The sequence below is a fragment of the Streptomyces sp. Ru71 genome (assembly GCF_002920535.1).
Classification (GTDB): domain Bacteria; phylum Actinomycetota; class Actinomycetes; order Streptomycetales; family Streptomycetaceae; genus Streptomyces.
Genome location: NZ_PQSS01000145.1, coordinates 1 through 6,030 on the forward strand (window position 1 = coordinate 1; position 6,030 = coordinate 6,030).

1 protein-coding gene is annotated in these 6,030 nt (G+C 69.6%); it reads left to right on the forward strand.

The window, feature by feature from the left end; translation table 11 throughout:
• Window positions 1–252 precede the first annotated feature (252 nt).
• Window positions 253–6,030: DNRLRE domain-containing protein (locus tag C3489_RS37610; protein WP_103786628.1), on the forward strand; the 5,778-nt coding region annotated here is incomplete at its 3' end.

Sequence of the window (6,030 nt, forward strand, 5' to 3'; positions counted from 1 at the left end):
TGACGGTGCTTCAGTAAGGCTTGGGTAAAGACGGGCTTGTATTGAAGGCGTAAAGATGGTGCAGGTCACTTTTATACCTTTTGGGGGTGTTTCAAGATCGCTTAATGTTCGATCGCCACAGCTGCAACTCGTGCAGTGGGTGAACGAATTAGGGATGAAATGAGTAAGAGACAAAGGTCTGGGCGCGGGAGCGTCTGGCCGAATCCGAGGGGTGTGTGGACGCGTCGAATAGCCGCGTCGGTGGCCCTGACGATGGCTGTGACGGCGCTGGAGGGTGCCGACGCGATCGCCGTGTCGGACAAGCCGGCGTCGGCGCCGCAGCAGAAGCACTACGCGAGCTCGGCTGCCGACATCGCGTCGGCGCGGGTGACGGCCCGGTTGTCGGGCAAGCGGGTGGAGGCGCTGTCGGAGCGTACGGAGACCTCCACGACGTGGGTGAACCCCAACGGTTCACTGACGACTGAGATGGCTGCGGGTCCGGTTCGGTACAAGGAGAACGGCTCCTGGCAGCCGGTGGACCTGACGCTGGTTCAGGGAAGCGACGGGAGCGTGGCTCCCAAGGGTCACCCGCGCGGGCTGAGGCTTGCGGCGGGTGGCGGGGCGGCCGCCCGCTCGCTGGCTGCCACGGGGAAGGCCGCTGCCCGGGATCTGGTGACGCTCGGTGAGGGCGATCGACAGATTGTGCTGCAGTGGAAGGGCGGTCTGCCGAAGCCGAAGCTGTCGGGCAACCGGGCCACGTATGCCGACGCGGTGCCCGGTGCGGACGTGGTCGTGGAGGCGACCCGTACCGGCTTCGAGCAGTTCGTCGAGATCCGGCAGAAGCCGGCCGCCGGCGGCTACTCGTACACGCTGCCGCTGAAGGCCAAGGGCCTGAAGGTCAGGCAGCTGGCGGACGGCAGTGTCGAGTTCACCGACGCCAAGGGCAAGAAGCAGGCGACGATGCCCGCTCCGGTGATGTGGGACGCGAGCGTGGACCCGGTCTCCGGTGAGCACACCCACCGGGCGCCGGTGAAGCTGCAGGTCGTGCAGCACAAGGGCCAGGTCGACCTGGTCTTCACCCCGGACGCGTCCTTCCTGGCCGATCCGAAGACGAAGTTCCCGGTCACCGTGGACCCGTCCACGGCCGCGCTGTCCAACGTCTTCGACACCTACGTGCAGCAGGGTGAGACGGTCGACTGGTCGGCCGACACCGAGCTGGACCTGGGCAACCCGGGGACGAAGAACGCGGACGGCACGCCGCGCACGGCGCGGTCGTTCATCACGTGGAACACGGCGCCGTTCGCTGACGCGCTGGTGTCGAAGGCGACGCTGTCGCTGTGGAACTTCCACTCGGGCAACACCGACTGCAAGGCCTACCCGTGGGAGGTGTGGGACACCGGCAAGCCCACGACGTCCTCGCGGTGGACGGCTCAGCCGGCCTGGAACCAGAAGTTCGCCACCTCCACGGCGACCACCGGCAACGCGGGGTGCTCCACGCAGCCGGACGGCTGGATCAGCGCGGATGTGACGAACCTGGCCCAGACCTGGGCGTCGGCGAAGAACGCGACGTCGAACATGGGCCTGCGTGCGACGGATGAGAGCACGAGCCTGCCGTGGAAGCGGGTGAACTCCGCGAACGCGGCGTCCAACCCGCCCAAGCTGGTCGTGACCTACAACTACCGGCCGCGCACGGGCACCGACCAGCAGGCCGGCCCGCCGTTCTTCAAGGACACGGGCGGCACCTGGTACGTCAACACCCTCACGCCGACGCTGCGGGACACCTTCGCGGACCCGAACAACGACAAGGTGCAGGGCTTCTTCCAGATCGCCGACAACGCCACCGGCACCCAGGTCGGCTCCAACCTGTCCTCGGCGTTCGTGCCGGCCGGGCAGCCGGCGTCGGTGACGGTGCCTGCGGGTCTGCTGGCCAACGGCAAGACCTACAAGTTCCGCACCACCCCCTATGACGGCACCAGCTACAACCTCGGCTGGTCCAACTACGCGGTGTTCACGGTCGACACCTCCGCCCCGTCCGCGCCGACCTCGGTGACGTCGACGGACTACCCGAGCAGTGCGTGGGTCAAGGGCGTGGGCCAGGCCGGCAACTTCACCATCACGCCGCCTGCCGGTGACCAGAACGGCATCGAGTGGTCGCTGGACGGCACCACCTGGACCAAGGTGGCCACCGGTGGCACCACCACGCCGGTCACGGTGACGATCAAGCCGACGAAGGCGGGCACCAACACCCTGCAGGTGCGGGCCACGGACAAGGCGGAGAACAAGTCCGAGCCGGTCTCCTACACCTTCCACGTCGGCCCCGGCGGTGTGACCTCTCCGGACGAGGGCACCCGCACCGCGGCCCGGGTCCCGCTGACGGCGGAGGCCGACAGCTCGAAGTTCGACCATGTCACCTTCTCCTGGCGCCGCGGTGACGCCGACACCTGGACGCCGATCCCGGCCGGTGACGTCACCAGCGGCGGGCAGCCGCTTGCCGCGTGGCCGGTCGCGCTGAGCGCGGGCAAGAGCCCGAGCCTGGCCTGGAACGCCACCAGCACGGTCAACCCCGACGGGGCCGTGCAGATCCGCGCGGACTTCACCGGCCCCAACAGTGCCGCCGCCTCCTCCGATGCGGTGGGCATGGTCGTGGACCGCACCGCCGACGGTGCGGCGAGCGAGGACGTCGGTCCGGGCTCGGTGAACCTGCTGACCGGTGACTACACCCTGTCGGACACCGACGCGTCGTTCTTCGGCATGACGGTGACCCGCACCGCCTCTTCCCGTTCTCCGCAGGCCGGCGCCGGCCAGGAGGGCCAGGCGGCGATCTTCGGCAAGGAGTGGCTGTCCGGGACGGTCGCCGAGGCGACCGAGTCCGACTACACCGAGATCCGCAAGACCTCGGCCACCTCGCTGGACGTGGCCGCCGTCGACGGCTCGACGGTCAAGTTCACGTCGAATGCCGCCAAGACCGGCTGGATCCCGGAGACGGGCGCGGAGGATCTGACCCTGACGGGTTCGTTCACCTCCGGTGACTTCACCCTGTCCGACACCGACGGCACGGTGACGACCTTCACCAAGGTGAACTCGTCGGCGACGACGTGGACGGTGTCCAGCTCGCTGTCCGACGGACTGGCGAACTCCACCACCAAGGTGGTCTCCGAAGCGGTGAGTGTGGGCGGCAAGACCCTGGCCCGCCCCAAGCGGATCATCGCCGCGACCACGGCGACGACCCTGGCCACCTGTGAGGCCGACCCGTCGGTCAAGGGCTGCCGGGTGCTGGAGTTCGTCTACGCTCCCGCCACCACCGCCACCTCGGTCGCGTTCGGCGACGTCAAGGACCAGGTGTCCGCGATCAAGCTGTGGGCCACCGCCCCGGGCGCCGCGACGGCCACCGCGACCACCGTCGCGCAGTACTCCTACGACGACGCCGGCCGGCTGCGTGAGACCTGGGACCCCCGGATCTCCCCGGCCCTGAAGACGTCCTACGCCTACGACAGCGCCGGCCGGGTCATCACGCTCACCCCGCCCGGTGAGCTGCCGTGGACGTTCACCTACGGCCAGGCCGGATCCAACCCGGCTGCCGGTGCGGGCATGCTGCTGAAGGCTTCCCGCCCCACGCTGACCCCGGGCACGGCCGGCCAGACCAACGGCACCGCCGACACCACCGTGGTCTACGGTGTCCCGCTGACCGGTTCGGCCGCCCCGAACGACCTGGGCGCGACCGCGACCGCCTCGTGGGGGCAGACCGACACCCCGACCGACGCCACCGCCGTCTTCCCCGCGGACCAGGTGCCGCTGGCCAACGACGGCGCCACCCTGGCGGCGGGCGACTACAAGCGGGCCGGCATCCACTACCTGGACGCCTCCGGCCGCGAGGTCAACGAGGCCACCCCCGGCAACCACCTCACGGTCACCGAGTACGACGCCTTCGGCAACACGGTCCGCTCCCTGAGCGCGGCCAACCGTGAACTGGCGCTGGGCACCACCACCGCCCAGAAGAGCGAGCTGACCGACCTGGGCATCAACGCCCTGTCGACGGCCGAGCGGGCCCAGCTGCTGTCCTCGGTGTCCGTCTTCAACGCCACCGGCACCCGGGAGACGGACTCCTACGGTCCGCTGCAGAAGGTCACCCTGGCGGCGAACCTGACCAGCGGCACGACCACCCTGGCCGCCGCGGGCAGCCAGATCACGGCCCGTCAGCACACGGTCAAGGAGTACGACGCGGGCCGTCCCACCGACGGCACCGCCACGGTCAAGGACCAGGTCACCAAGGAGACCATCGGCGCCCAGCCGCGTTCCTGGCCCGACCTGACGGCCGACGCGCGGGTCACCGCCACCGGCTATGACTGGGTCAAGGGCCTGCCCACCAGCACCGTCCAGGACCCGGGCGGTCTGGCGCTGACCACGACGACCAGCTACGACGACCAGGGCCGCGTCATCAAGACGACGCTGCCGGCCTCCACCGGCTCCGACGCCGGAGCCACCGTCACCAGCTACTACACCGCGGACGGCACCGGCGCCTGCGCCGGCCGCCCGGAGTGGGCCGACGCCCTCTGCCAGAGCGGGCCCGCCGCGGCCATCACCGGCGGCGGCTCCAACCCCGCCCAGCTGCCCGTCAAGACCACCGAGTACGGCCTGTTCGGGCAGGTCACCAAGGTCACCGAGACCGCCAACAGTGTCACCCGCACCACCACCACCGGCTACGACAGCGCCGCCCGGCCCACCACGGTCACCGTCACCGGCGGGGTCGGCACCGCCGTCCCGGCCGTGACCACCACCTACGACAGCGCCAGCGGCCAGGCCGTCAAGCAGACCTCCACCGCCGGCGGCACCATCACCAAGGCGTTCGACCAGCTCGGCCGCGAGATGTCCTACACCGACGCGGACGGCGCCACCACCACCACCCAGTACGACGCGCTGGATAGGCCCATCACCGTCACCGACAGCGTGCCGTCCACCACCACCTACACCTACGACACCAGCATCGACCCGCGCGGTGTTCTCACCTCGGTCACCGACTCCGTCGCCGGCACCCTCACCGCCCGCTACGACGCCGACGGTGACCTGATCAGCCAGGGCCTGCCCGGCGGCTACACCATGACCCAGGAGCAGGACCCGGCCGGCACCCCCCTGACCCGCACCTACACCCGCGACAGCGACGGCACCGTCCTGGTCTCCGACAGCAACACCGAGACCATCCACGGCCAGGTCGCCACCCACACCGGCACCCCCGGCGTCACCGCCTCCCAGGCCTACACCTACGACGCCACCGGCCGCCTCACCCAGGTCCAGGACACCGGCACCGACGCCGTCTGCACCACCCGCACCTACACCTTCGACAAGAACACCAACCGCAAGACGCTGGCCACCGCCACCGCGGCCCCCAACGCCGACTGCACCACCACCGGAGCCACCACCACCAGCTACACCTACGACAGCGCCGACCGTCTGGTGAACACCGGCTACACCTACGACGCCTTCGGCCGCACCACCGCCCTGCCCGGCACCACGCTGGCCTACTACACCAACGACCTCATCCAGCAGCAGACCGCCGGCACCAAGCGCCAGACCTGGACCCTCGACTCCAACCTGCGCCTGCGCGCCTGGACCACCGAGACCAACAACGCCGGCACCTGGACCCAGACCGCCACCAAGACCAACCACTACGACTCCGACACCGACAACCCCCGCTTCATCACCGAAGACACCGCCGGAAACATCACCCGCAACGTCGACGGCCTCGACGGCAACCTCGCCGCCACCACCACCAAGACCGGCGGCACCATCCTGCAGCTGGAAAACCTCCACGGCGACATCGCCCTGCAGCTGCCCCTCGACACCAGCATCCCCGCCACCGTCCTCGACAACGACGAATACGGAAACCCCCGCCCCGGCCAGCCCACCACCCGCTACGACTGGCTCGGCGGAAAACAACGCTCCACCGAAACCCTCACCGGCCTCACCCTCATGGGCGTCCGCCTCTACAACCCCACCACCGGACGCTTCCTCTCCACCGACCCCATCCCCGGCGGCAACGCCAACGCATACGAATAC